We start from the raw sequence: 25,579 nt of genomic DNA on the forward strand, positions 1-25,579 counted from the left end.
TCATGACATCAGAGATCTCCCATCTAAAAAAGGACGCTTTGTGAATTCTGTTCATAAGCATTCCGATCTTCCGAACCCTTGAACCCCCCCTGAATCTCCTGTACAGCATCCACATACGAAGTATTAGCGATAATTTTGACGTATTTAATGTCAATGACAAATCTGTTCTATAAAGTTAAATAAAAAATAACCCGACAGACTAATCTGCCGGGTTTTGAATCATTATATTTTACAAATCAGGATGCTCATGTTTCGCTTTCAGACGATTCCAGCGACGCTCCACTTCTGCCTCGAAGCTGCGTAAAGCCGGCTCATTCTCAGGCTTCAGTAAATGACGGGTTTTGCCCATTGTCTTCAACCAAGCGGAGAGCTCAACTCGTTTGCCCTTATCCTCTGGATTGTACGTAATATTCGTAGAACCGTGCTCCACTTCATATAGAGGGAAAAAGCAAGATTCAACAGCCAGCGAAACGATATTGGTACCCTCTTTATCCTCAGACATCCAGTTCAGTGGGCATGCGATCAGGATTTTACCGTACACAAGTCCTTCGTTCTGAGCGTACCATTGTGCTTTTGCCGCTTTCTTCACAAGATCCTGCGGGTAAGCTTCGGAACCTGTGAAGACATATGGAATGTTAGTAGCTGCCATGATTTGCGCAGTATCCTTATGCTGTGTAACTTTACCTTGCTGATTCTTACCAATGCTGGATGTAGATGTACGATGACCCAGTGGTGTGGAATAGGACTGCTGAGCACCTGTGTTCATGTAACCTTCGTTATCGTACTCTACGATAATCATTTTGTGACCGCGTAGTGCAGCCCCAATTGCAGGTCCCATTCCGATGTCCATACCGCCATCACCAGTTACCATTACAAATGTGAAGTCGTCTTGAAGCCCAAGTCCGTCCAATTCACCACGGCGTTTGCGTTCCCAGAACATTTCTACGACACCGGATAAGGTAGCTGCACCATTTTGGAACAGGTTATGAATAAACGTAGATTTATGAGAAGAATATGGATAGCCCGTAGTTGTTACCATCGCACAACCCGTGTGATAAAGCGCTACGATATCCCCTTCGATGCCTTTGAAGAACGTCTCCAGTCCTGAGAAAATTCCACAGCCTGGACAAGCGCCATGACCTGGTGCAAGCCGTTTAGGTTTCTTCGTCAAGCTGCGCAGTGGGGGTATCCGCACACTTAGTTTCCCTGTTGCTTCATCCTGTTTAACCGTAATTAATCCTGTCTTCAGCGAATCAAAGTCCATCGGCTTCAATAAACGCTGTGGCGCTTTGTCCGGTGCACCTGGATTGTGACCATAGTAGTCAAATGGAACATCAACACGGTCTGCAGCAACGGCATCCAATGCTAATTGGAAGAATGCATGACCATCTTCTGCGTAGAAGTCCTTACCGCCCAACCCGTAAATACGGCTAATTACCTTTGTAGTAGTGTTACCATAGGTGAACAAGGCTGCCTTGATCTCATTTACCATATTACCGCCGTGACCACCAACCGAATCCGCACGGTCGCCTACGGTGATAGCCTTAACATTCTTCAGCGCTTCAGCCATTTGCTTCTGTGGGAAAGGACGAATCATATTCGGCGAAATTGCACCGGCTTTGATCCCTTGCAAACGAAGCTGATCCACAACATCTTTAATGATCTCTGACGCAGAGTTCATCAAGAATACGGCTACTTCCGCATCTTCCATCCGATACTCTTCGATCATTGGATAGTGGCGTCCAGTCAATTCAGCGAATTCCTTAGCAATTTCTTCGAAGACTTCACCCGCATTATACATCGCTACCGACTGCTGATAACGGTTGTTGATATAATCAGGTTCGTTCATATAAGGACCTACGGTAACTGGATTATTGCGGTCTAATGTATCTGTGAAGCCTACCGGTGGTTGTGGGCCAACGAATTTATGAACATCCTCACGGTGAGTAAATGCCTGTACGCGACGTTTCTGGTGAGAAGTAAAATACCCATCTGATGCTACCATTACTGGAAGACGCACTTTGGCGTGCTCAGCAAGCTTAAGTGCCATCAGATTCATATCATAAACGGATTGTGGATCACGGCACATCAGAATCGGCCAGCCCGTATTAAGCGCAAAATACAAATCAGAATGGTCACCATGAATATTAAGCGGACCGGAAATCGAGCGGCAGATCAAATTCATTACCATAGGCATCCGTGTACCAGCTTGTACCGGCAATTGCTCTAGCATGAACATATAACCTTGAGCACTGGTAGCATTAAATACACGTCCACCAGCCGTCGAAGCTCCATAACAGATTCCTGCAGAACTGTGTTCGCCATCTGATGGAATAAGCATAATATCATGCTGACCGTTCGCTTTCATGGTATCAAGAAATTGAGCGACTTCTGTCGATGGGGAGATCGGAAAATAACCCATGACATGATAATTTATTTGATGGGCAGCATAAGCCGCCATTTCATTACCGGATTCATATAGGAATTTCTGCTCTACCTTCGTAGAGCCTACTTCTTTTTCATAATCAATAGCCACATGTGTTCCACCTTTCCTCCGTTAATTAAGCCTCAGTAACAAGATCAAAAATATGCCGGACTGTATGGCTCTCAGCGTAGCCATCTTCCTCGCGTTCGCCAGACAAAGCCGTTGTAGGACAAGCTTCTACGCATTTTAAACAGCCTTTGCAGTATTGATAATCAATACCTTGCAGGAACATTTGCGGACGTCCCTTCTTATCAGGCTGCTCATCCCAAACAAAACATAAATCAGGACAAACCGTATCGCACTGCGCACAATGAATACAATCCTCTAATTTAAAATGAGGCAATAAACCGGATCTTGAAATGCTTAGATTCTTTAAAAAGCTGCTGCCAGGATTCGTAATGGTACCACCAATAGGCTGAGTTTCATAACCTAAGGCCGAAATATCAGACCGAACGAACTCAGGCATAATCGCACCTTCAGGCAAAGGGAAATGCATGAAAGTAACTTCATTAAATCCACGTTCGAAAGTAGTTAGTGCGGATTGAACAGCCTGCGGATATTTTTTGCCAAGTGATTTCTCGATAACACCCTTCATAATTTCAGGATCCAAGAAATCACACATCCGGAACAACGCACCTAACATTGCCATGTTTACGCGGTTCTTCTCATCTAATGCGATCGATGTAGCATCAACGACAGCTATAGTTCCTGCCATCATGTTCAGGGAGGACTTCAATTCTTCTGGCGACTTAGCCGAGTTCACTAGCACCGTGCTATGATCATAAATTCCGCTAGTCACGTTGACGGTCTTTGCCAACGCTTCATGGAATATGCCTACGACGTGAGGTCGTTCTACCGGTGAAGTGTCACGAATATGTGTGTTCAAATCACAAAAACGGATATGTGCCTTTACCGCTGATCCCTTTTTCTCAGAACCATAGGATGAAAAGCTCACTCCATTCATTCCAGCACCGACAACGCCTGCTTCTGCAAGCATTTTACCAGCTAAGTTCGCGCCTAGCCCTCCAATTGATTCCAGACGAATCTCAAAAAATCCGAGTTCGTTCACTTTTGGTAACTGTACCACCGACATAGCCCCTTTCAGAATGTCATCCGTATAATATCCTTTTGACTTTTTCAACGATTGTATCTTGATTTTGCAAGTCGCGAAGTGACAAATCTTGCATTTTCCATGTGTTACCTAAGCTTATTTAGCTACTTTTATTTAGCAATAAAATTAAAAATTAAGATGTTAAATTCATCACATTCTGCATGATAAATATCACACTCCAGTGAAAAGTCGCGCCTCTTCATAAAAAAGTGTGTTATTTTTACTTTTCAACTAGTCCGTTTCAGGATAAACTGATGCTTGGTGTAATTTTTCGAAGACAGCTTAGGAGGCATTAATTGTGAAGTCAAACGAAGCATCATTACAGAAGAAATTGCTTCCTCGGCATATCAGCTTTATGGCGATGGGCGGAGTAATCGGTACGGGGATTTTTAAAGGAAGTTCTGAGACCATAAGCATTGCCGGACCTGCGGTAATTCTTACTTATGTATTAGCAGGCCTGCTACTCTTAGTGGTCATGGGGGCAATAGCCGAAATGGCTACGGTGTACCCGAATAGGAATATGAAGGACTTCATCCGTGAGGCTTTTGGAGAACGACTCTCCTTTATCGTGGGCTGGTTGTATTGCTTCATGTGGTTGACCGTTTGTGTGATTGAAGTGCTGGCAGCGGGCAGCTTCTTGCAATACTGGTTACCGGATGTTCCTTTATGGCTGCTTAGTCTTGCAAGTGGAGCTCTAATTATCGGCATCAACATGATGAGTGTAGGTGGTTATGGAGAAACGGAGTTTTGGTTAGCCGGGATCAAAATCGCAATGATCATCATCTTCATTATCTTAGGAAGCTCATTAATTTTTGGACTGTTGCCTATGTCTGAGGCTACGCCTTACTTACACAACTTTACAGACTATGGTGGATTTCTCCCGAGAGGCTGGGCCCCCATTTTCTCTGCCCTTCTTGTCGTCATGTTCTCCTACGGTGGGTCAGAGTTGATTGGGCTAACCTTGACGGAGACACAGGATGCAGAGAAGGTCTTACCAAAGGTTGTCAAAAGCTTCATACTGCGCGTTATTCTGTTCTATACCTTGCCGATCCTAATCATCTGTGGATTAATACCCTGGAATCAACTGAATGAGCATACAAGCCCGTTTGTTCAGGTATTAGCCGCAACAGGACTTAAGGGTGCCGATCACATCATGAACTTTATTCTGATTACAGCGGTGCTCTCTGCTGCCAATTCTGGTATTTATGGCGCCACTCGGATGCTGCACTCTATGGCGTCACAGGGCGAAGCACCACGTAGCTTGGCAAAAACCTCTGCAAAAGGTGTACCCATCAACAGTCTGAAGCTCTGTGCCGTTGTTCTTGTTATTGGTTCCTTATTAGCGTACTTCGCCCAGGATGGATTGTTCCGTTTGCTAATGGCGGTTCCAGGCTTTGTGGTTATTCTCGTATGGATCAGCATTTGTATGTCACAACTTAAACTGAGAAAATCTTATCCGAAAGAACCAACCTTTAAGGTATGGGGATTCCCTTATATAACCGTTGTTACACTGGTTTGTTTAACTGTTATCGCGGTTTCTTTTCTCTTCGATGTTCAGAATCGTATCAGTATAGGAACATGCCTAGCAGTTCTGTTGATGCTTACGATTTGGTCGTTCGTAAAATTCAAGAAAAAGAATTAAAGGTTCTAGCTCGGACCCATGTATCAAAAAGAGGTGTATCCCTTGTTCTTCACATTCGTGAAGTGAGGGATACGCCTCTTTTAATTGTTGCCGTTCAAAACGTGTTTGCAGCCACCACCATGAGCGGCCAACTTCTTCGCCGTCTTTGGTTATGAATCCATCGGACTTTTTCGTTTTGACAAAAAACAAAAAAAAGCAGGAACATCACTCTCCCGCGCTTTTTTTTGTATATTCGTTTTTCTAACACTAATCATGACTCCTTTACATACAATGTCTCGTGACAAATGACTATTGTAATTAATAATGGAGGGAACAGAATGTCTATGTATAATAATTCTACTATGATTTATCCCAATAGGATGAGGAATACAACTGTTGACGATAGAGAAATGGTGATGCCTCATCCTGTCGTAGTGGAGGCAAGACAAATTGCTTTGAATCAAATTTTAGTTACTTACGATCAACCTGCGGATTTAGCATCTGCAACAAATATTTCGAATTATTGGATAAGAAGTAATATGCCAAATCCAAATGACATAGCTAGTGTGGGAATGGGAGAGGCCCTTACTAGAGAGAATACAATTCGTGCTGATAAGGGTATGATAGCTGCAATTGATAATTCAAAAACGAGATTTGTTATGACCTTCAATACAAATGCTACTATGGGTGTTCTGTATATCTTGCTCCCTTGTTTTGTTAATTTAGAGGGGAGATCAGGGTACACAGGGGCAAACTGGGGGCCGTTTAGTAGAAATATGTTTATCGGACTGTAGTTATAATAATGGGATGTGTAATTTTGCAGGCACCAAGAAGTCGATCTTTGGAAATCGAGAATCTCTTTTTAAATTGCAAGCTTTAGATGTTTAAATAATTGAGATACAAGATCTTCCAGTGTGTATTAATAATACTTAATAAAAAGAGGTGTATCCCTTGTTCTTCACATTAGCGAAGAGAGGGACACGCCTCTTTTTAATTATTGCCACTCTAAACCGCTTGTCTTTATCCTGGAAGATTAATTACCATAGCCGGACGGACGCCGTCACGGGCTACACTGACATTCGCATAGCTGCGAATACTGTAACTCGGTCCGACAAAAAACGCACGCGAAGGTTTGTTTCCCTGTGTTCGCAGCCACCACCAAGAGCAGCCAACCTCTTCGCCGTCTTTGATTATATAGTTATCTTTATCCGTTTTATCATATACGTATAAGCTGCATCCATCATACTTTTTCATTTTAGCAAATTCCGTGCCAACCGCACGCCGTAGTTCTTTGCCGTGTAGCTCTGAGAATGCCTTTATTTCATCAACGCTAAGCAAAAAAACATTGTCCTCTGTATCTGGGGTACCCTCTCCGTTATCTGAGCAACGGGTTGTCTTTATTAATTCCTTCTCGGCAGCATTGAATGCACTGTTATAGAATTCATCGTTCAGCCACTCACGCAAATCACAGTCGTGCCACGTAATATCCACGCAATCACGCCATTTAATATCTGCGCTCTTGCCGTGATACCTCTTGCATTCCAAAATGTCCTCGCTCAAAACGAACAGTTCGCTACCTGAGTTATGGAGAACACGCCATTCAATCGGCAGCGCTTTACCATCCTTCGATTGTGAATACGTGCCGAAAGTAATGATTTCGCCTGGCTTAACGTTCCTGTTCGGCGCTAAAGCAAGCTTCCCCTTTTCCATTAAGTTCTCCTCCTTATTTACAAGCCTCCGAAAAAACAAAAAAACGCGGGTATATCACTCTCCCGCGTTAACACTGTTGACAGAATTAATCCTGCAAAATCTATTCAATATCCGGTCGTATATGCTCAGCGATTAACTGCTGCTTGCTAGTCCAGACCTTTTCACTTAAATTCACTCGATATACTTCGGGATTCAGCTTACGTTGATACTCCGGCCAGAATAGGTCCTTTTGCTCCCGATGATAACGGCGAACCTCATTCAAATCCGGCAAAGTATACACTTGAAATCCGTTAACGTATATCGGTTCTAGCATAGGCAATGCCTCATAACGCTCGACATACTTATGCATGTATGGATGCAGCGGATTAAACAGCTTCAACCGCGCACCGTTACGTGGAGCTTCCTCTTCTGGAAAGCAGATATAATCCGCAAGCGCTTTGCCATTTTTACCGATGATCCGGAATACGTCCTTCTTGCCAGGCGTGGATACTTTTTCAGGATTGGAGGAAATCTTGATCGTCGGGATCATTTCTCCAGTAGCGGACTCAATTTCCACCAGCTTATAGACGCCACCCAGAGAGGGCTGGTCAGAGGCGGTGATTAGTTGTGTACCCACACCCCAAGTATCAATTGCTGCGCCTTGCAGCTTCAGATCCATGATCGTGTTCTCATCCAAATCGTTGGAAGCGACTATCTTCACATAATCCAGGCCAGCATCATCCAACATCTTACGCGCTTGACGAGATAGATAAGCCAAGTCACCGCTATCCAAACGGATACCGACCATTTTTTTACCTTGTGCCTCAAGCTTCTTGGCTGTATTGATTGCATTAGGCACCCCACTACGGAGTGTATCGAAGGTGTCGACCAATAGCGTAACTTCGTCCGGCATCACCTTAGCATAGGCATCAAAAGCCTCCTGCTCGCTGCCAAAGCTCTGAACCCAGGAATGTGCATGTGTTCCCTTGGTCGGAATACTAAACATTTTGCCTGCGAGCATGTTAGAAGTAGCATCAAAGCCGCCAATATACGCTGCTCTAGCCCCCCACACCGCTGCATCTGCTTCTTGCGCACGCCGGGTACCAAACTCCAGCAAGATGTCATTCGGAGCCACCTGCTTAATTCGTGAAGCCTTAGTAGCGATCAACGTCTGGTAGTTCATGAAGTTCAGAATGGCTGTCTCCACCAGCTGAGCCTCCATAATTGTCCCTTCCACACGGATTAATGGCTCATCTGGAAAAATCAAAGCGCCTTCTTTCATCGAATGAACGGTTCCCTGAAAATGAAACTGCAACAGTTCCTCCAAAAAAGCGGGAGCATAGTTTTCTTCTTGCTCAGACAAATAACGGATATCATCTTCGGTAAACCGCAAACCGCCGATATAACCAACAATACGCTCTAAACCTGCGAACACAGCATAGCCGTTACCGAAAGGTAGCTTACGGAAATAAGCCTCAAATACAGCCTTCCGTTTATGAGTTCCATTCACCCAGTGAGCGTACATCATATTAATCTGATATTTATCCGTATGTAGCGCAAGTTCTCTTCTCAAGTCCTCATCTCCTAATATCTACGCTGCTATATGTGTATGTTCTGTTATAGTATTATGCCTTAACAACGTCTGCTCCTAAACTTCCCCGGAAATGTTCTAACGCCCAAGTATGTCCCTTTGGATTAAAGCTGGCAACTGCATCTTCGTGCACAATAATTGCAAACCCTTTGTTATATGCATCCACTGCTGTGTGCAGTACACAAATATCTGTGCAGACCCCAATTAAATGAAGTTCAGTAATGCCACGCTCCCGCAGCTTGATTTCCAGATCAGTTCCACTAAAAGCGCTATAACGCGTTTTGTCCATCCAATAGATGGAATCGCGGTTGTGTTCATACACAGATTTCAAACCTCCGAACAACTCACGACCTTCACTCCCGCGTAGATTATGAGGAGGAAAAAGTTTGCTCTCCGGATGGTAAGGGTCATTCTCTTCATGTAAATCCACGGCCATAACGACATAATCGCCACTTTGGACAAACTCCGACGTTAATTGGCTGATTCTAGGCTCGATATCTACGGCTGGCTGACCAACCGGCAGATTTCCGTTAACAAAATCATTCGTAAAGTCGATCACTATTAGTGCTTTCATGAGATTAATCCCCTCTCCTGATTTAAGCCACTACGTGTAGATGGATAACAAAGGCTCATGATCTGTGAACATATAGAGCTGTGCGGGACGCTGGGAGTATTGATTTGAACTAAGCGCATTTCCCTCTTCATCTCTTACTTCTTTTAATATACCCTGACGACTACGTGTTGAAGTGATTTTACGAATAAAATTCGGTTCCTTAAATTCCGGCACTACCGTTTGAATGACTTGATAGAGCTCACTAAGGGTAAAATGTCTAGGTAAAAACTGTCTTGCGATCGTAGTCTGAAGCATTTGTTGTTGAATACGCAAGTATGCATCCTTGATAATATCATGGTGGTCAAAAGCGAGCTCCAGCTCTTCAAGTGCTTCCTGCAATGTAAATAAACCTACCTCGCCAGCATCATCCGAAGCTTGTCTTTGCTCCAACATCCATTCTTCTACAAGAGCAAAAAAAGCATGACTGATAATCCATCCGCGAGGGTCGCGGCCTGGTGTACTGTAAACGCCCAGATATTCCAAATGACCACCATCTACACCAGTCTCTTCTTTGAGTTCACGTGTAGCCGCAGCATAAATGGACTCATCCTCCTGACAGAACCCGCCTGGGAGAGCCCACATTCCAGCACATGGCCATTTCTTTCGTCTAATTAACATTACTTTAAGCTCACGTAAGGGAAGCGTCTTCGTGACCGTCTTACGTTCGCGTTTGGTCAGTGTAAACATTACGATGTCGGCCGGAACTCCGTCCGGTGTACGATATTTTTTGGCGTTATAGGTTTGTTCCCCATTTTCGCTCATATTTGCCCCATCCTTTTCCGAAGCTATAATTTTACTAATTCGTATCTTTAAATGTACCAAACCTTAACTTCTAAAATCAACAACTGGACATAGAAAGATTAGGATTATGTATAGTGTGAAACTTAAAGGGGCGGATCTGCATCCGCCCCCTAAACTGAGTGTGGGTTATCCGCATGTGGTCGGAGGCGCCTCGGTGCCGGCTTCCACATTTATTTTTTCCGAAACGGTATCTCTAATCACGGAAATGACAAGCTGGAGTAGATAATTGATGTCACTCTGGCTCTGCTGAAATTCGTTCACGACTGGAATGCCGTCAATTTCATCCTGCAACACTTCAATTTCACGCTCGATCTTGGCTACCATATCTTTATTTTTAAAGCTTTCGAAGGCAACAATCTCCTTCTGCTTTTTCTTAATCGTTGCAATCAGGCCTTGTACACGCTCGTGGTTCAGGATTTTTTGCTCAGCCTGCTGAAAATGCTTTACTTCTTCACTTGTCGAGATCAATGTAGCCAGTTCTTTGGCTTTCCCCATAATATCCTCGCGTACGATCAAGTCACGGGTATTATAAGTCTTCATTCCATATTTATTCAAACGTTGTTCCTCTGTACTCACAAGCCATCTCCCCATTCGTATGTGATGATTAATGAACAGCAGCAGCTTCTGCCACAATATCCCCTTTGATGTACCATGTTTTGGTATCTGTAATTCTCACTTTTACAAATGTGCCAATAAGCTCCTTCGAACCTTCAAAATGGACCAGCTTGTTCGCACGGGAACGGCCAGAAAGGACTTCCGAGTTATTCTTACTCTCGCCTTCTACCAGTACCTCGACGACTTCACCTAGCATACGGTCATTAATGATCCGGCTATTCTCTTTAATGAGATCATTGAGTCTTTGCAGACGTTCGCTCTTCACTGACATCGGTACATTGTCCTCCATAGCAGCTGCAGGGGTACCTTCACGAGGTGAATAAATGAACGTATATGCCATATCATACCCAACCTCGCGCACTAGCGAAAGAGTATCTTCGAATTGCTCATCCGTCTCACCAGGGAAACCAACGATAATATCGGTACTTAATACCGCATTAGGCACACTTATCTTGATCTTACGAACTAACTCCAGATAAGCTTCACGAGTATATTTGCGACTCATTTTCTTAAGTACGGCAGTACTTCCCGATTGAACCGGTAGATGGATATGCTCCACCAGGTTGCCGCCTTTGCCGAGTACTTCAATCAATTTATCGTCAAAATCACGTGGATGCGATGTCATGAAGCGGATGCGCGGGATATCAATTAAACGCATATCATCCATTAGGTCACCAAAGGTGTAATCGATGTCTGTAAAATCCTTACCGTATGCGTTTACGTTCTGCCCCAGCAAAGTCACTTCCTTGAATCCTTGACGCGCGAGCTCTCTTACTTCAGCAATGACGTCCTCCGGACGGCGGCTGCGTTCTTTTCCTCGTGTAAAAGGTACGATACAGTACGTACAGAACTTATCACAGCCATACATAATGTTTACCCAAGCCCGCATGCCTTCACGTTTTTTCGGTAAGTTCTCAATAATATCGCCCTCTTTAGACCATACCTCCACCACAAGCTCTTTACTGAATACAGCTTCTTTAATGAGGTGTGGCAGACGGTGAATATTATGCGTACCGAAGATCATATCCACGAATCCATGCTTAGACATAATTCGATTAACTACGCCTTCCTCCTGCGACATGCAGCCACACACGCCCAGCAAAAGACCTGGCTTCTCAATCTTCAAATTCTTAAGGTGACCAAGCTCTCCAAACACCTTATCCTCGGCATTCTCCCGAATCGCACAAGTATTGAGCAGAATGAGATCCGCATGATTCCGATCATCGACGCTTTTGTAGCCCATCTGTTCCAACAGGCCCTTCATCGTTTCCGTGTCATGCTCATTCATTTGGCAGCCATAAGTCGTTATATGATAATATTTGTCTACTCCGAAATTCTGCATCTCTTCAGGAATCTCGAAATCATAATGCACTTCTATTTCTTCCTTGCCACGCCGTTTTCCTTCTTTATAATCAGGCTGGCTATTAATTTGAACGTTTCTTCCTTTAATCCGATAAGTAATCTTACCTTCTTCTTCACTAATTACCTTCGCATCGCTAAAATCAAAATATTTCGAATAATCTTTCGAACCCTTGCCGGATTTTAAGTCCGGTGAGTTATGGTTCCCCTTAGTCATGCTGTTTTCACGTCCTCTATCTCAAATGTAGCTTATTGATGTTTTAACCTAATATAAAATTATAGCACATTCTATAACATTACATCCATCTTAGATGTCCATCCCAATATGCAGTGATTTAGGTTTATCAAGTAAAAACTTAACTTGCGTATTATTTTAAAAAATCAGGTCTATTTTACCACAGCGTGAGAGCAGAGCATACTCTCAAAGAAAATTTTAATAGGTCAGGATAATAGCGCTTCTAAAGACTTCCATAAAAAAAATACCCTGCCGACGAGCGACAGGGCCAAAATATACTCTATAAAGGGGGGTATGATATTTATATACGCCACAAAAACTTTAATGAATCACAGTTCTTGTCTGAATATCACTTTTTATGGAACTTGTAATAGGACGACTCTTGTTATATCCCTTTTGTCCCAAGTTTTTTTGCTAATTCAGTAAGATCTTGTCCTTTTAGTGCACCTTCTACTAACTGTGGCAGCAGTGCAGGTGTACACGCAAAACAAGGCGTTCCATCGCGAGTCAAAGATCTCGCCACATGCTCATCATAGAAAGGTTTGCCTTCATCAGATAAAGCCAGCAAGCACATCGTTCTAACTCCAGATTCCTTCAGATGACGCATACGACGGATTAAGCCTGCCTGGTTCCCACCTTCATAAAGATCCGAAATAACGATAAATAATGTCTTCTTCGGTTGATCGATAAACTGTTCGCAATAAGCAACAGACTTTTGTATATCTGTACCGCCACCTAACTGAATCCCGAATAACATGTCAACAGGATCGTTCGCACATTGCTCTGTCAGATCAACGACCTCTGTATCAAATACAACTACTCGGGTACTTAGCGATGGGATGCTTGCAAAAATAGAACCAACTACTGAAGCCCAAATAATTGATTCTGCCATAGAACCACTCTGATCGATATCCACAATGACTGTCCATTCCTTACTTCGTCTTGCCCGATCATAAAAGTAGAATCTCTCAGGGATAATCTGTTGTCGCTCTGCATCATAATGCTTCAGATTGCGTTTTATCGTCCGTGTCCAGTCTATACCACTAAGTGACGGTAATGGAGAATGCTCTCTGCGATTCAGTGCACCCGTCACCGCCCGACGCAGATCTTCCTCCATACGCTTTACAAGATCATCCACAACCGCCTTCACTAACAGGCGAGCCGTATCTTTTGTCTTCTCAGGAATTTTCCCTTTTAGCGAAAGTAGTGTACCTACTAGCTGTATATCAGGCTTCACTGTTGCCAGAACTTCCGGCTCAAACAATAATTGCTTCCAGCCCTTCCGCTCCATCGCATCATGTTGAATAACCGATACGATATCCTCTGGGAAGAAATTGCGAACATCTCCTAACCATTTTGCCAACCGGGGTGCAGATTTACCTGATCCCGCTCCTCTTTGTCCTGTAGCCGAAGAGTTAGCAGCACCACTATTTACGATATCGCTCGTCTCATCATAGATAGCAGCCAGTGCTTGGTCCATGATGAGTTCATCTTCAGACAGGTGAATACTTGCGTTTCCGCTAGAAACCGTCAATTGCTCTTCTGCAGACTGACCAAGAATAAGGCGCCACCGAGCTACAACACTTGAATCCACGGATGTACTCATCGTCATATATCTCCAAAGTCAAATTCATTCAAATCCTCAATCATCTTCGCTTCGGCCTCCTTCAGCTCACCCGTCAGAATCTCAGCAGCCTGCTCGGTGTTCACACCCCACAACTCCCCTAGAAGTTCGGCAATCATCGTCTTTTCTCTTCGTTCAAAGGTGCTGAAAGCACGCCGTAAAAATACTAATGCACGTACAAATTCTACATCATCTAATGAATTAATATACTCATTCAATTGTTCCCACAGACTTAATCGAGACAACAGTACATATCGATTACGCATAGACATCCCTTCGAACCAGCCTGCTCCAAGTTCTGCGGGTATACCTGGCGACAGGCGCCTCGATACTTCTTCTGAACATTGCTGTGCAGTCATCGCATTACGCTCCAATAAAATGGAACACGCCACTCCAGATAAACGCGGATTGCAGTCATCCCTCTCTGACAAGTGCTTCAGCTCTTGTATCCACAACAGCTCATCTAATTCCTCACTATGCGCAATAGCTACCTGATTCAGTATGTTCATAGCTTTAAGCATCTCACCTGAAGCCTCATCGTTACATTGGCTCGCATCCAGCAAGAACAGACAGGCTCGTCTGAACAGTTGTTCAAGCAAAGGAATGAGCGGCTTGGTATCAATCCGTCGAACATCGCCATATTGAATCAGAAGAGATAACTCATGAATGGAAGCAGCAATCTGCACCACATCTCGAGTATCAACAGCTAGACGCTGAAGCGTCTGCCGTCCGGCTTCCATCTGGTGTATCATTCCACACTCATAAGCCGTTCGAATAAGTGCTGACGCTTCCGCAATGGTACTGCTGCCATCTAATTTTTGTTGCAATACATAAGCTGAAGCAATCTCAATTGTTTCCCCAAGTAGCGTAGATTCAACGACCTGGATCTCAACTTCAGGAGACCACTTCATTACCCAATGCTCTGCCCACGTTGCGCCAGTCTGACCACTTGCTCTTATGTTCACTAGATCGATCCCAAGTAATCTGAGCCTATGAAAAAGAAAGGAACGATTTAAGTCTAAATAAGCTGCTTCCTCAGAAGACACTCTTCGGTTCTCTCGGAGATCTAGTTCAAGATCATTTGCCACTGGGGTTTTATATTTCTCAAGCTTCAAGCGCTTTAATTGCCGATTCAGATCATCTTGAATCGGCGTCTGACTAATCCCCTCTGCCAACTCACCAATAGCAGTACCGATATCTGTACGAGCAAGTGCTTCTGCGATCACACTTAGCTCTCCACGCCCCAGTAAAGTCAGCGCAGCATCTCTTAGATCTCTTAACGTCGGAGCACTTCCACCGTGAAGGGCAGCTAATGATTCAGCTAAGCGAACGGCTTCGATAATTTCCGCTGTGGAACGGTGTGTCCCTGTATTACGCAAGTATCTGGCTACGGTAGACAGATAATGATTCGGCAAGTCTTCAAGTGAGCCATTCATCATACGTTCCCACATCATTTGATAATAATGAGGAGCGAGGTTACCTGCTCCGTAGCCAGACAAAGAAGATAACTTATAGTACGTGTAGGGCATAAGTGTTAGCTTCGAATTTAGAGAAGGAAGAGCATCTATTTCCTCATCTGACATACCAGATGCCAGATCAGCAAGCGCCGCTGCATGGTATGCTCCACATACAACAACGATCTTATTTGGTTGATGGCCAGCAGCGATTGTATCCTGAATCTGACGACGCATATAAGCTTCACGTATAGTATTGTGTGCATATTCTATTACGTTGTTATGTCTCTCATTTTCTTCAGAAATCTGACGCATTTGGGATGAGAAAGAAATAATTGCTTCCTGATATGCACCTTTGTTAGTGTTGTGTTCGAAATTGCGCTCCCAATACATATCATAATCAAGCTCACCAGCCAGCTCAGCTACTCTATCATATAGAGATGCTTCTTCAGGAGCCTTCTCAACTGTATTGTTAACTTCAGATTCCTCGCTCTGTTCAACAGAATCTCTACTTTTGGTTCGTATATCCTGTAACGCGATGACCACTGATGAAGGTAAATCTATAAAAGCTGTATAAGCCCCTTGCTGCTCCGCCCATCTCATCGCTTGATATTCGGGGGAATATAGCGCAAGCGGCCAAAGGGCTGTACGCACAGGAACTTCCTCCGTAAAAGCTAGAATGGCAATAGGAGGTTTGGTTGTCATGTTGATGACATGGCGAATCTCAGGTGTGGCATCCGATGGACCCTCAATTAACACAGCTGTGGGCTCTATTTCATGAAGGAAGCTCAATAGATGCTGCGCACCACCAGGAGACAAATGCCGCACCCCAAAAATATGCACGCCAGCTCCAGTAGTTTCGCTCTCCACTAGTTCATCTCCTTACAAGCCGTATATAACCCCCGCCAATCTGCGCCACGTTTTTTCATAATATTGTCGAGATACTCTCTCCAGACAAGTTGATCCTTATCATCATCTTTCACAATGGCACCTTGCAACCCTGCGGCCAGATCTTCGTCCGTCAGTTCTCCATTACCGAAGCTTGCAGCCAGCGCCATACTATTCGTTAAGAGCGAGATCGCTTCAGCTGTGGAAATCACACCTGCTGGAGACTTCACCTTCTCCTTCTTATCCAATGTCATCCCGCTACGCAACTCACGGAAGATGGTCACGACCTTATGTAAAGCTTCGTCTGCAGGGAGCGACGCTTGCAAATCGTAGGAAGATGCAATTTCACGAACTCGTTTCTTCACTATCTCAACTTCAGTATACAAATCCGCAGGGGCTGGAAGGACGATAATATTAAATCGTCTCTTCAAGGCAGTTGACATGTCATTTACTCCACGGTCTCTCGTATTAGCTGTTGCAATGATCGAGAAGCCTTTGCGCGCACTCATCTCCTTACCTAGCTCAGGAACGGATATCGTCTTCTCCGATAAGATGGATATCAACGCATCCTGTACCTCAGATGCACAACGAGATATCTCCTCAAAACGTGCAATGCCCCCATCCTCCATCGCTCGCATAATAGGGCTCTTCACTAGCGCTTCCGGCGTAGGGCCTTGTGCAAGCAGCATTGCGTAGTTCCACGAATAGCGCACCTGCTCTTCACTCGTACCCGCAGTACCTTGTACGACAAGTCCTGATTGTCCATATATAGCAGCTGATAAATTCTCAGATAACCATGACTTTGCTGTACCCGGCTCACCGATTAATAGCAGTGCACGATCAGTTACCAGTGTGGCTATCGCCATCTCTATTAATCGTTTATTACCAATGTACTTAGGTGTAATCTCGGTACTCCCTGCTTTACCACCAACGATAAACTTCAGTACTGATTGGGGCGACATCTGCCATCCTGCTGGAACCTTACCAGTGTCCGCTTTACGAAGCGCTTCCAACTCATGCTCATACAGTCTTTCTGCTGGAAGCCTCATAATATCTTGTAATAGTTCTTGACTCATCGTTAGCTACACCTCTTCATTTGGGTTTGATGGTCCTTGCATGAGACGAATGACATACTCAAGTTGTTCTTCTGCAACCTCACTAAATCGAGGTAGAACAGTTATTATTCGACTCGCAAAACTCGCTGGAAGCTGACATAGCTGTTCAAATGTATACGGTTCAATTAATCGACATTCTGTATTTCTATCATCTTCCAAAGCCACTAGGAGAGCTTCTTGCAAATGTTGTTTATTTATCCCTGTACGTGCTAAGCCCATCAAGAGAATATTGGAAAACCGATGGCGGAATTCAGGATTATCGGTCAATTTACGAAGCAAATACTGCATTGCTTCGGCATGTCCCGGCCTTGCAAAGGCACTTACCAGTTCGTATTGATCCAGTTCTATAAAAGCGTCAAGCCACCGTGAATCCCATTGAATAGCCAGTACCTCGGGCGGCTGCATTACGACCTTATACATATATTGAATCTGGTCTACAGGTGAATTCCAAACTGCATCATAAGTTCCATGAGATCGTTGAACTACAACTTCAGATATGGTGCGCAGCAGTTGCTGCGCCATTGAAGAAGCATTGCTAGTTGAAGATGGCGCATAATGCTTTAGAACTTCAACATATTGTTCATACACACGCTCTGGTGACAAGTAGAGATACGCATCTTTAAAAACATCATTCACATATCTTCTATTGTTTCTATAGTAGACAAGATCACGCTCAAGTGTTTGCTGTAATATACGTCTCGCTTCGATAGAATCTATCTGTCTAAAATAGGAGTTTGCTTCCTCGATCAATGAATTCCACTTTAGCTGATTCATATATAATGGATACTGCTCGAGAACATTAAAATATAGTTTCTCTAGTTCAGGACTGCGTTTGTAAGATAAAACCCGAAGATACTGGACTACCTTATTCCATAATCCGTCTTTCTTCTTCGTATCGCCCATAATCTCTGAGACAGTTTGAAGCATATCTGATAACTCTACAACAAGTCGTTTTGTGAGCTCTTGGGCTTGACATTGTCTCAATGCAGGAACTACAAGTTCACTATCTTTTCCCGTAAATGCCTCATGCAGCCGGTTCACCACATTTACCGAGTCGCTCTTAGCCAGCGCATTATAGGCAGCTTCGCGAATCTTTTTCTTCTTATCTGTACTCCAAGCCAGTAATTCGATTTCATATTGTCCCTGACCTGCGAGCAGAGAAATAGCCATGGCTCGAACATCTTCTGATCCTGAATCTGCAGCTTGATAGATCAGATCCTGAACGCTATCACCACCTAATACTGCGATCACGTACAGCTTTCTCGTCTCTACTATTCCTCCAGCAGGATCAAATTGATCGATAAGGATCGGAATAATCTGAGGCCCATAAGCTGGCAGGATCTGCTTCATTACAAGCTCGGCGATCTCAACATATGGATCTTGGAGGGCTGCTAACGCGGGATGAATCATTCGAAGATCTTGAAACAGTCCTGTCTCAAAAGCTTCCTTGATAATCTCATATCGTCCTCCCCCGCGAGTCTTTAATGCCGTCTGTACCGCTGACAGCTTACGATATGAGAACCGAGTAGGCAATCTCACCGGATGGACTTCCACCTCAAGCAGTTCACCATCAGGCGAAGTCGCCCCCTGTGTATATAGCACCGAGCTAAGCAGCACACTGAGCTCCTGTAGGTTCTGAGCAGAGGAAGATCCCTCGGAATGATCTGGTTCAATGACCGCAACGATTCCCTCTCCTAACCTTTTGAATATGGGAGCACGTTCGCCTAACTGTTGAAACTGTGGCAATAGCCGCTTTAAGCGGAAATCCTCAGCAGCGAGCTCACTTCCAGCTATATACAGCCGGTTTACTTCTTGATGAAGCTCTTGTAGTAAAGCTGTACTCATGGATATTCCTCCCAAAGTTTATGTGAAACTTATGCTTTCTTAATTTTTTTAATATAAGAGACGGATCATCTCCATCCCTTTGATAAGGGTTAACGGTTGTGCTTTCAATCGTCCTGTATCGAGTTGATGTTCAAACATAAGCAGCATCGTAGTATCCGATAATTCTTCGAGTGTAAAGTATTGTAACAGTGCAAGTGTATCCTGCTCGAGTGCTACTATTTGGTCTAACACCAAATGCTGGCCCGATTCGTCCGTAATGACGAACTGATCTTGCTGCGATTTGCTAATCTTATTCACATGCAGCAGCAACACAGGATTCTTGTCCGCTAGCGGATTCTTCAACTGATTTTTTATCTGCTTGAAGCAGTCGGAATAAGAATGAACTGCCTTAGAAACGATCCACTCTACATCCTGATTAGTCAGAGGCCGTGTTGACATATTCTCGAAACGAACTCTCCGGTTCCGGTCACCAGGATAACGATAGAAGGAAGGAATAAGTGCAACATCAGTGAAGCTATCTTCTTCATGAATATATTTAGCTGCTTTATAAGGACGATATTGGAGCGTACGATGTATATCACCTGTAGATTTTTCTATCCAGTAGCCGAGGTCTACATATTCCTGTCTGGCTTCATCATCATAGCTGAGGAATGAAAGCTGGATCAGCTCTACATCCGAACTCATCAGACCGCATTCCTTAAGCTCCGTTAGCTGCCAAGCATGACCAAGCCATTCTTCAATCGTAGATTCATGATTCAAAGACATATCCGGATCTTCCAGCTTCATTGTTAGATGAGCGCGCCCTCTCTTAATGAACGCATGAATTCGGGTTAGCTGCTCTATTGCTAATGAATAAGTTTTCTCACGATTGTCAGAAGAAGAGAGCAATAAAGCTAATCGTCTTAATTCAATTTGTGCACCAGTTAAATAATAATTGCCCATCATCTTCACGTGCACCTGAATATCCTTTACACCTTTGGCGTCTATTGTTCCAAGTCCTGCACGTATAAGCGATTGGGTCAATTTCTCCAGTACAGCCAAGCCCTCCAGTTGAGCTCCAATCTTTTTCTTAAGTGCGGACTTGTTCACTTTCTTGGGCTTAACATTAGCCCCTTCCGCAGCAAGCTCCGATTTTCGTTCTTCACGCTTACTCGTCTTTTCTCGTTTAACAGCAAGATCTTCAGGTATCGTTGCAGATACGAAAGTCTCCTTGCCTACATAGGCATATAGCAATCCGAGGACATGCTTGCAAGGAATCTGCCTACTTGGACAAGTACAACGCATCACCGGTTTGTCAGAAACAACAAAATCAGCAGAAGGATAATAGTTGCTGCTACCGCTACCACCACATTCACCAAACAGAACCACGCCGTCTTCCGACTGATTCAATTGGACGAATCGTCTCTTCTTAACTAGTCCTTGCCCGTTCTTAATTGCTGCACTGTTCGGTGCTAGAGTATCTATGAAGACTTCTGTGATATCTATCAACCCATATCCTCCTTACCTATTACGCTTTTTAATATCTATGATAATATTAGCCCTTAATGAAAATTATTCTAAAAACAGAGCTGTCCATAACCCGCTGTTCTTTCCCTTTAGTATAGAGTTTTTGTCGATTCAGCCGTGAATGGAATGATCTCGTCTATTGCTCCACTTTGAACTTTGGCAGGCCAAGCCGGATCGCTTATTAATGCTCTACCCACAGCAACCAAATCAAATTCCTCACGGTCCATTCTTTCTAGTAATTCATTAATGTTATCTTCTGTCTTCTGAGCTGAGTCTTCTGCAAAAAAATCACTGTGAAGACCGATAGAACCCACCGTAATTGATGGTTTCCCCGTGATTTTCTTGGTCCACCCTGCGAGATTAAGCTCAGATCCCTCAAATTCAGGTTGGCTGAAGCGACGAGTGGAGCAGTGGAAAATATCAACGCCAGCATCGCTAAGTGGAGTAAGGAATCTTTCGAGCTCATCTGCATTTTTTGCCAGCTTCTCATCATAGGCACCCAATTTCCATTGAGAGAAGCGTAGCACGATCGGAAAATCTGGCCCAACCGCTTTACGGCAAGCTTCAATAACCTCTACTGCAAATGTAGTTCTACCAACCAAATCGCCACCGTAACGATCGGTACGTTTGTTCGTTCCTTCCCAGAAGAACTGGTCTATCAGATAACCATGTGCACCATGAATCTCGATACCATCAAAACCTACTTTTTTCGCGTTCGCTGCTGCTTGAGCAAATGCTGAAACTAAGCTTTCAACTTCAGCTGTAGTAAGTGGCTCTGTCACAGGTTCTCCTGCTAAATTTAGACCAGAAGGGCCAATAGGAAGGGCTTCAACATTAGGGCCTTCCCCTATAGTTCGCGCCATACCCACATGCCATAATTGGGGGATGATCTTACCTCCAGCTGCGTGAACTTCTTCTACTACCTGCTTCCAGCCCTCTAAAGCTGCTTCTTCATGTATATTGGGAATATTGGCGTGGCTGACTGCCGAAGGATGATTAATAGCTGTACCCTCGGTAACGATCAATCCTACTCCACCTTCTGCCCGTCTACGGTAATATGCGGCAACATTACTTCCTGGTACACCATCCGGTGAGTATACCCGAGTCATCGGCGCCATGACGATTCGGTTTGACAGCGAAAGATTCCCCACTTGAATAGGTGAAAATAATAGCTCAGTGTTCATACATATTACCTCCAATTGATTATTTGATTACTTTAAGTAAGGCTAATTATCTCCCCAGAAGATGGAAAATGCAAATTTTTAAGTTCTTTGTGTAAGAAAAAATCATAAAAAAAACCGGACCTCGCAAAATCTGCGAACGCCCGGTTTTCATCCCAGTACGAACTTCCTAAACCTCAAGAATACCAGCTTTTGGAGTTACTCCGAACGCCTTAGCTAAATCCCACAGTTGCTGATCTTTGATCTTTTGCTTAATTTCTCTTCCACCAATCAGGTTGTAGATCGTAGCAGCCTTTTCTACAGTCTCTACTAGACCAAAGGTGGCATCCATAGTGGAGCCAGTGCCGAAAATCCCGTGCTGCGGCCAGATCACTAGGCGGTGATCCTTCATTTTCTTTGCGGTTTCACGGCCGATTTCACTGCTGCCAGGAACAATCCATGGAATGACACTAACACCATCCGGGAAAACAACAAGGCACTCTGTGCACATTTCCCAAAGCGTCTTCGTAAACTTCAATTCATCCAGATCATGCGTGAAGGTCATCGCGATAACATTCGTAGCATGTGTATGCAGTACGATACGGTGCGTAGGGTCCACCTTCAGTCGCTCAATATGGCTCATGAAATGGGAAGCCAATTCACTAGTAGGTACAGCGCCGTTCCGTAATCCCCATAACACTTCCACGCTTTCACCATTCGCACTTACACGAAGCACACCGAGATTGGCTTCCGGGTCTTTGATCACATTTCTAAAATACTTGCCAGAGCCTGTCACGATGAAGTATTTGCCGGCTAATTCTTTTACAGGGAAGGTAAGTTTAATGGTGCGTAGTGGTTCTAGAACGTTAATATATTTAGCAACCTCATTCTCATCCAGCAGATAGCTGACATTACCGCCATTCAGCTCATCCCAGCCAAGCTCCCACATATGACGGGTAATCTCAGACATTTCCTGAATAAATGGAGCCTCACTACTGGCAATATACCCTTTGGATTCTAAAACAGATGTACTCATTGTCAATCTCTCCTTTGTATATGTTGCTCTCCACATCCACTCTAACACTCTATCTTGCAGACAGAACTTCCTGCTCATAACGCTTCACTTCAGCCAGCCATTGCTCCCGAACGGGTGTATCTTGCGAAGCACAATAGTAATCCCACACGGCTCCAAACGGATACGATTTGAATTCTTCCACCAACGCTAGTCGTGAAGTGTAATCACCAAGCCGCTCGATTCGCTTCAATTCTTCCACCGGTTCGAGCATTGCGCGAAGTAACGCCTTAATGGTATTACGTGTACCAATCACCCAAGCAGCGATATGATTAATACTGCCATCAAAGAAATCAAGTCCGACATTCGTTCGGGAGAGTAAATCCCCACGTACCAATTCACGGGCGATTTCTAGCAGCTCGTCATCCATAGTTACAACGTGGTCACTGTCCCAACGGACGGGTCTGCTTACATGCAGCAGCAGCTGCTCACTAAACATAAGAATCGAAGATAGCTTATTTGAGATCATCTCAGTAGGATGGAAATGTCCGGCATCCAAACAGATGGCTTTGCCGCGAGTTAAACCATAGCCCATATAGAACTCATGTGAACCAACCACATAACTCTCAGAACCGATTCCGAACAATTTACTTTCTACAGCATCAATATTATAAAGAGGATTTATTTCCACACTAAAAATCTCATCCAGTGACTCCTTTAACCGCACTCTTGGACCTAAACGATCGACTGGTGTATCTTTATATCCGTCTGGTACCCAAAAGTTAGTCACGCACGGTTGACCCAGTTCTTTACCAAAATGCTCGGCAATCGTCCGAGAAGCCTTACAATGCTTAATCCAGAAGTTACGAATCTCATCGTCCGAGTGACTTAGCGTAAAACCGTCTGTAGCTTTAGGATGTGAGAAGCAAGTAGGATTAAAATCAAGACCCAGCCCCTGCTCCTTCGCCCAGTCTACCCAAGATTGGAAATGGCGTGGCTCCAATTCATCTAAATCAACTTTTTCATCTGTATCTGCATAGATCGCATGTAAATTTACTTTATGCTTGCCTGGAATGAGGGATAGTGCCTTTTCTAAATCTTGGCGCAATTGATCTGGCGTGCCAGCTCGACCGGGATAACTTCCTGTTACTGCTATTCCCCCGCTTAGTTCTTTATCTTTAAAAAGAAACCCTTGTACATCATCGCCCTGCCAGCAATGGATGGAAATCTTAATTTGCGCGAGCCGCTCCAGCACTTTCTCCACATCAATCCCATGGGCTGCGTATAATTTTTTGGCTTCATTATAGCTAGTGATAATACTCTGATCCATGCTGTAGTTCCTCCTAAAATCATATAGCGTAAGTTTAATTAGATTTGATGTTGTATTTTGGACAACTGAAGCTCTTTCCAGCGAATTAGAATGTCTTCAAGATGAGCGGTCGGGCGCGGTGTATAGGCCTTTATCTCAAATGATTCAGCGATAATATCTCTCGCTTCATTAATATCAGTTATACTTCCCGTGCTAATCATCTGCACCACTATATTACCAAGTGCTGTGGATTCCGTTGGGCCAGCCTTAACTTCTCTGCCTATAACATCAGCAGTCAGTTGGCATAACAGGCTGTTGTTAGCACCTCCACCCACAATCTGCAGAACCTCGATTCGGCTTTCTATTAGTTCTTCTAGTTCTTCCAAGTAAGTAAGGTACGATAATGCCAAGCTGTCAAAAATACAGCGAGCCAACTGACCTGGCGTCTCAGGAACAGGCTGCCCGCTCTCTGCGCAGGCACTGCGAATCTCTTCTATCATATATGAAGGATTGAGAAATCTCGGATCATTACAGGAGATCAGGCTCCGGAAGCCTTCTTCTCCATGTGCAAGCTCTGCTAGTTCCGCAAAGCTATAACGATCGTCCATTAGCCTGCGAACCTCTTGGATGAGCCAAAGGCCCATAACATTTTTGAGGAATCTATAGGTTCCATATGCGCCCCATTCATTGGTGTAATTGGCCTTCATGGCCATCATAGAATTGAGTGGCTGAGTTCGTTCAACGCCGAGCAATGACCATGTTCCACTGCTGATATACGCGGAGTCTCTTTGAAGAGGAGCACCCAGCACTGCAGAAGCTGTATCATGTGTGGCTACACAGATCAGTTGGCAATCTGGAAGATCATATACCTGAATTAGTGCTTCATCGAGGGGGCCAATAATTACTCCAGGTTCAGTCAATGTAGCGAATTGATCTCTTTTAATATTCAGAAAATCCAACAGGTCATTGTCGAAATCTCGACTCTCTAGATTCAATAGCTGAGTTGAAGATGCGTTAGTAACCTCATTGATCTTGCGACCTGTTAATCTGTAATACAGATAATCAGGTACGAGTAAGATTTGATCCGCTTGGGCTATTTCTTCTTCACTGTGAACATAAAGCTGATACAACGTATTAAATGACAACTGTTGAATACCAGTCTTTTCATATATAGTTAGAGGAGAAATATGCTTAGCTACCTCATCCATAGCCTTATCAGTTCTACGATCACGATAAGCGTAAACTTCCTGGATACGATGCCCTTCCGCATCCACGAGTACATAATCTACAGCCCATGTATCTATACCCAGCGTACACTCTGTAATTCCTTGAGCCTTGGCTTTCTGAAGCCCTATAATGATCTGATCGAATAAATAATCTATGTCCCAAAAACAAGAATCCTCTTGTGCTATAAAACGATTGCTAAACCGATGAAGCTCCTCTAAAATGAGGACGCCCTCTCGCAATATTCCGCGTACTAACCGCCCACTAGAGGCACCAATATCAACGGCGATATGATTATTCATAAAGAATCTCCTAAAGTAAG

Annotated in this window: 19 protein-coding genes; 2 read left to right on the plus strand and 17 right to left on the minus strand. The window is 44.1% G+C overall.

Annotation, left to right across the window (positions count from 1 at the left end; genetic code table 11):
- Positions 1 to 229 precede the first annotated feature (229 nt).
- Positions 230 to 2,536 (minus strand): thiamine pyrophosphate-dependent enzyme, encoded by a 2,307-nt coding sequence (locus tag MKY19_RS16985; protein WP_339796259.1) that lies wholly within the window; start codon positions 2,534 to 2,536, stop codon positions 230 to 232.
- A gap of 25 nt (positions 2,537 to 2,561) precedes the next feature.
- The gene (locus tag MKY19_RS16990) at positions 2,562 to 3,572 is read right to left on the minus strand and encodes a 2-oxoacid:acceptor oxidoreductase family protein (protein WP_076283479.1); all 1,011 of its coding nucleotides are present in this window, start codon (positions 3,570 to 3,572) and stop codon (positions 2,562 to 2,564) included.
- A 322-nt stretch (positions 3,573 to 3,894) separates the two neighbouring features.
- Here MKY19_RS16990 and MKY19_RS16995 point away from each other — a divergent pair, with 322 nt between their 5' ends.
- The gene (locus MKY19_RS16995; RefSeq protein ID WP_076283478.1) at positions 3,895 to 5,238 is read left to right on the plus strand and encodes an amino acid permease; all 1,344 of its coding nucleotides are present in this window, start codon (positions 3,895 to 3,897) and stop codon (positions 5,236 to 5,238) included.
- Between the two features lie 317 nt (positions 5,239 to 5,555).
- Positions 5,556 to 6,011 (plus strand): hypothetical protein, encoded by a 456-nt coding sequence (locus MKY19_RS17000; protein WP_339796263.1) that lies wholly within the window; start codon positions 5,556 to 5,558, stop codon positions 6,009 to 6,011.
- Between the two features lie 226 nt (positions 6,012 to 6,237).
- Here MKY19_RS17000 and MKY19_RS17005 read toward each other — a convergent pair whose 3' ends face one another.
- The 15 genes from MKY19_RS17005 to rhaB form a co-directional block, all read right to left on the minus strand.
- Entirely contained in the window at positions 6,238 to 6,927 is a 690-nt protein-coding gene (locus MKY19_RS17005; RefSeq protein ID WP_339796265.1) for a DUF6273 domain-containing protein, read from the minus strand.
- Positions 6,928 to 7,027: 100 nt separating this feature from the next.
- The gene (locus tag MKY19_RS17010) at positions 7,028 to 8,479 is read right to left on the minus strand and encodes a nicotinate phosphoribosyltransferase (protein WP_076283476.1); all 1,452 of its coding nucleotides are present in this window, start codon (positions 8,477 to 8,479) and stop codon (positions 7,028 to 7,030) included.
- Between the two features lie 52 nt (positions 8,480 to 8,531).
- Positions 8,532 to 9,071 carry an isochorismatase family cysteine hydrolase gene (locus MKY19_RS17015; protein WP_339796268.1) on the minus strand — a complete coding sequence of 180 codons (540 nt, stop codon included), beginning with the start codon at positions 9,069 to 9,071 and terminating at the stop codon, positions 8,532 to 8,534.
- A 30-nt stretch (positions 9,072 to 9,101) separates the two neighbouring features.
- On the minus strand, positions 9,102 to 9,872 hold the full coding sequence (locus tag MKY19_RS17020; protein ID WP_042128449.1) for an NUDIX domain-containing protein: 771 nt from the start codon (positions 9,870 to 9,872) through the stop codon (positions 9,102 to 9,104).
- Between the two features lie 165 nt (positions 9,873 to 10,037).
- Entirely contained in the window at positions 10,038 to 10,487 is a 450-nt protein-coding gene (locus MKY19_RS17025; RefSeq protein WP_042188957.1) for a YlbF family regulator, read from the minus strand.
- A gap of 28 nt (positions 10,488 to 10,515) precedes the next feature.
- A complete protein-coding gene (miaB, locus tag MKY19_RS17030; protein WP_042188958.1) occupies positions 10,516 to 12,102 on the minus strand; it encodes a tRNA (N6-isopentenyl adenosine(37)-C2)-methylthiotransferase MiaB in 1,587 nt (528 codons plus the stop codon).
- 403 nt (positions 12,103 to 12,505) lie between these two features.
- Entirely contained in the window at positions 12,506 to 13,726 is a 1,221-nt protein-coding gene (locus MKY19_RS17035) for a VWA domain-containing protein (RefSeq protein WP_076283474.1), read from the minus strand.
- Between the two features lie 2 nt (positions 13,727 to 13,728).
- Complete coding sequence (locus MKY19_RS17040) at positions 13,729 to 16,068, minus strand: DUF5682 family protein (protein WP_339265171.1); 2,340 nt, start codon at positions 16,066 to 16,068, stop codon at positions 13,729 to 13,731.
- Positions 16,068 to 17,162: an AAA family ATPase gene (locus MKY19_RS17045; RefSeq protein WP_339265173.1), complete on the minus strand. Its 1,095-nt coding sequence runs from the start codon at positions 17,160 to 17,162 to the stop codon at positions 16,068 to 16,070. Before MKY19_RS17045 ends, MKY19_RS17040 begins: the two co-directional genes overlap by 1 nt.
- Before the next feature lie 6 nt (positions 17,163 to 17,168).
- Entirely contained in the window at positions 17,169 to 19,046 is a 1,878-nt protein-coding gene (locus MKY19_RS17050) for a HEAT repeat domain-containing protein (RefSeq protein ID WP_339265175.1), read from the minus strand.
- A 48-nt stretch (positions 19,047 to 19,094) separates the two neighbouring features.
- Entirely contained in the window at positions 19,095 to 20,534 is a 1,440-nt protein-coding gene (locus MKY19_RS17055) for an SWIM zinc finger family protein (protein WP_339265177.1), read from the minus strand.
- Positions 20,535 to 20,641: 107 nt separating this feature from the next.
- The gene (locus tag MKY19_RS17060; RefSeq protein WP_042188971.1) at positions 20,642 to 21,736 is read right to left on the minus strand and encodes an NADH:flavin oxidoreductase; all 1,095 of its coding nucleotides are present in this window, start codon (positions 21,734 to 21,736) and stop codon (positions 20,642 to 20,644) included.
- A gap of 166 nt (positions 21,737 to 21,902) precedes the next feature.
- Positions 21,903 to 22,748: a rhamnulose-1-phosphate aldolase gene (gene rhaD, locus MKY19_RS17065; protein WP_339265179.1), complete on the minus strand. Its 846-nt coding sequence runs from the start codon at positions 22,746 to 22,748 to the stop codon at positions 21,903 to 21,905.
- Between the two features lie 49 nt (positions 22,749 to 22,797).
- Positions 22,798 to 24,054 carry an L-rhamnose isomerase gene (gene rhaA, locus MKY19_RS17070; RefSeq protein ID WP_339265181.1) on the minus strand — a complete coding sequence of 419 codons (1,257 nt, stop codon included), beginning with the start codon at positions 24,052 to 24,054 and terminating at the stop codon, positions 22,798 to 22,800.
- Between the two features lie 38 nt (positions 24,055 to 24,092).
- On the minus strand, positions 24,093 to 25,559 hold the full coding sequence (gene rhaB, locus MKY19_RS17075; RefSeq protein WP_339796276.1) for a rhamnulokinase: 1,467 nt from the start codon (positions 25,557 to 25,559) through the stop codon (positions 24,093 to 24,095).
- Positions 25,560 to 25,579 lie beyond the last annotated feature (20 nt).

It is taken from the genome of Paenibacillus sp. FSL R5-0744 (assembly GCF_037972555.1).
Lineage (GTDB): Bacteria > Bacillota > Bacilli > Paenibacillales > Paenibacillaceae > Paenibacillus_AQ.

Excerpts from the sequence above, each read along its gene's own strand:
- MKY19_RS17000 (WP_339796263.1), top strand. The coding sequence starts at position 5,556 with ATGTCTATGTATAATAATTCTACTATGATTTATCCCAATAGGATGAGG.
- MKY19_RS17005 (WP_339796265.1), bottom strand. The coding sequence starts at position 6,927 with ATGGAAAAGGGGAAGCTTGCTTTAGCGCCGAACAGGAACGTTAAGCCA.
- MKY19_RS17015 (WP_339796268.1), bottom strand. The coding sequence starts at position 9,071 with ATGAAAGCACTAATAGTGATCGACTTTACGAATGATTTTGTTAACGGA.
- MKY19_RS17020 (WP_042128449.1), bottom strand. The coding sequence starts at position 9,872 with ATGAGCGAAAATGGGGAACAAACCTATAACGCCAAAAAATATCGTACA.
- miaB (WP_042188958.1), bottom strand. The coding sequence starts at position 12,102 with ATGACTAAGGGGAACCATAACTCACCGGACTTAAAATCCGGCAAGGGT.
- MKY19_RS17035 (WP_076283474.1), bottom strand. The coding sequence starts at position 13,726 with ATGAGTACATCCGTGGATTCAAGTGTTGTAGCTCGGTGGCGCCTTATT.
- MKY19_RS17045 (WP_339265173.1), bottom strand. The coding sequence starts at position 17,162 with ATGAGTCAAGAACTATTACAAGATATTATGAGGCTTCCAGCAGAAAGA.
- MKY19_RS17050 (WP_339265175.1), bottom strand. The coding sequence starts at position 19,046 with ATGAGTACAGCTTTACTACAAGAGCTTCATCAAGAAGTAAACCGGCTG.
- MKY19_RS17060 (WP_042188971.1), bottom strand. The coding sequence starts at position 21,736 with ATGAACACTGAGCTATTATTTTCACCTATTCAAGTGGGGAATCTTTCG.
- rhaD (WP_339265179.1), bottom strand. The coding sequence starts at position 22,748 with ATGAGTACATCTGTTTTAGAATCCAAAGGGTATATTGCCAGTAGTGAG.
- rhaA (WP_339265181.1), bottom strand. The coding sequence starts at position 24,054 with ATGGATCAGAGTATTATCACTAGCTATAATGAAGCCAAAAAATTATAC.
- rhaB (WP_339796276.1), bottom strand. The coding sequence starts at position 25,559 with ATGAATAATCATATCGCCGTTGATATTGGTGCCTCTAGTGGGCGGTTA.